The 1,790-nt window shown below is 67.3% G+C and carries 2 protein-coding genes and 1 pseudogene; all 3 read right to left on the reverse strand.

Annotated features, from left to right (window positions below; translation table 11 throughout):
• Positions 1-9: 9 nt before the first annotated feature.
• Positions 10-543, reverse strand: a complete 534-nt coding sequence (locus ACMUOO_RS17380; RefSeq protein ID WP_413855829.1) for a peroxidase-related enzyme — start codon at positions 541-543, stop codon at positions 10-12.
• A 64-nt stretch (positions 544-607) separates the two neighbouring features.
• The gene (locus ACMUOO_RS17385; RefSeq protein WP_301918531.1) at positions 608-1,312 is read right to left on the reverse strand and encodes a GNAT family N-acetyltransferase; all 705 of its coding nucleotides are present in this window, start codon (positions 1,310-1,312) and stop codon (positions 608-610) included.
• Positions 1,309-1,790: pseudogene (locus ACMUOO_RS17390) on the reverse strand (competence/damage-inducible protein A); the annotation flags it as partial. The pseudogene ACMUOO_RS17390 and the gene ACMUOO_RS17385, both read right to left, overlap by 4 nt.

The raw sequence follows: 1,790 nt of genomic DNA on the forward strand, positions 1-1,790 counted from the left end.
CGATCCGTCTCATCGGTGCGCCCCGTGGTAGTCCGGGTTGGGCTCCATCGCGGTGGCGGAGGCGATCCGGTTGGTCATGTTGAAGAAACCCGTGACCGACGCGATGTCCCAGATGTCGCGGTCGGAGTAGCCCGCGTCGCGCAGAGCCTGCCGGTCGGTCTCCTCCACCCTGGAGGAGGCGAGCGTCAGCTTTTCGGCGAATTCCAGCATGGCCCGCTGTTTCGGCGTCAGCGCCGCGACGCGCCAGTTCATCACCATGGCCTCGCCCAGCACCGGGTCGCCGGAAAGCTCCCGCACCGTCGCGCCATGCGCCACCTGGCAGTACCAGCAGCGGTTGAGCGAGGAAACGGCGACCGCGATCATCTCGCGTTCAAGCTTCGAAAGCCCACTCTCGGCCAGCATCAGGTTGTTGTAGATCGCGGTGAAGGCGTTCAGCTTGTCGATGTCGAAGGCGTAGGCCTTGAGCACGTTCGGCACCAGCCCGAGCTTTTCGGTGCATATATCGAAATACTTCCGGATGGCATCCGGAAGCGGCCTGACCATCGGAAGGTCAAGCGCCGTGGGGCTCTGGCCGTCGTCCTTCACTGCTCCCCTTGCCTCTGTGGGGTTATTGTGAGCGGTAATGATAGTGTCCCACAATCTCCATCCCGAGGGAAGCGTAGAGCGCGTTCGCCGGTCGGTTCGCCTCTGTCACCAGAACGGAAAACCGTTCTGCGCCATGATCTTGCGCCCAGTGGGCGGCGTTCCGCATGATCTTGACGGCGGATCCTTGCCGACGCAGGTCCGGCGCCACGTGCAATGCGTGCAGCATCGCCGTTTCATCGTGGATCGCGACGAAGGCTACGCCCGAGCAGCGGTCGCCGACGCGACCGAGGATGGCGGTTCTCGGGCCTTCCACACGCTCCATCACGGCGATCCGTTCCGGTCCGATCCCGCCCTCCTTCCAGAGGTCGCGCATGATCGCCAGGGGCGGCCAGATGGCAAAGCCCGCCATCGGGTCCGCGGGTTCCGCCGCAAGGGCGGCGATCGGCGCGGCATGAACGTTCACCGGGTCCTTGACGCGGTAGCCGCGGGCGGCAAGGGCGGCGTCGAGCGCCTCTTCCCCCGGCCGGATCATGAAGAGCGGGCGCTGGCCGAGGCGCGCATGCAACCGTTCGGCCGCGTCGATGTCGGCTTCCGTCCAGGGCCCGGCTGCGGTGGCTGCCGACACACGCTGACCGCCGCCGCGTCCCTCGCGCACCATGAAGGCGCCGGCCCGGTGCAGCGCCGCTGCGGGCCAGGTCGCGTCCGTGGCCGAGAAGAGGTCCGTCATGCCCCCTCGTCGGGAAAGAGCGCCGCGAGCCGGCCGATCGCCGCGTCGATCCTCGCGGGGTCGGTCCCGCGCACGACGATGTTGGCGCCGTAGACGCCGTTCTGGATGAACGGGTATGAGCCGAAGCTGAGGTCGGCGAACTCAGCCGCCAGCGCGCCAAGCGGTTCGGCGATCACGCCTTCTCCCCGGTCGATCCGCAAGGTCTGGCTCAGGATCGGTTTGCCGCCGGTCAACCGCGGAAGGAGCGAGGCGACCATCGCCTTGAAGATGTCCGGCACACCGGCCATGACATGCACGTTTTCAAGGCTGAACCCCGGCGCGGCCGAAATCGGGTTCTCGATCAGCATGGCTCCCTCGGGAATGCGCGCCATGCGCTGGCGCGCGGCGTTGAACTCCAGCCCCGAGCGGTCGTAATGCGCGGCGAGGATGGCGCGGGCGTCGTCGCGTATGCGAAGCGCCGTCGCGAAGGCCCTGGCAA

Origin of the sequence: Albidovulum sp. (assembly GCF_041919395.1) — a bacterium.
Lineage (GTDB): Bacteria > Pseudomonadota > Alphaproteobacteria > Rhodobacterales > Rhodobacteraceae > Albidovulum.

Coding starts and splice junctions, on each gene's coding strand:
- ACMUOO_RS17385 (WP_301918531.1), bottom strand. CDS start 1,312: ATGACGGACCTCTTCTCGGCCACGGACGCGACCTGGCCCGCAGCGGCG.
- ACMUOO_RS17380 (WP_413855829.1), bottom strand. CDS start 543: ATGGTCAGGCCGCTTCCGGATGCCATCCGGAAGTATTTCGATATATGC.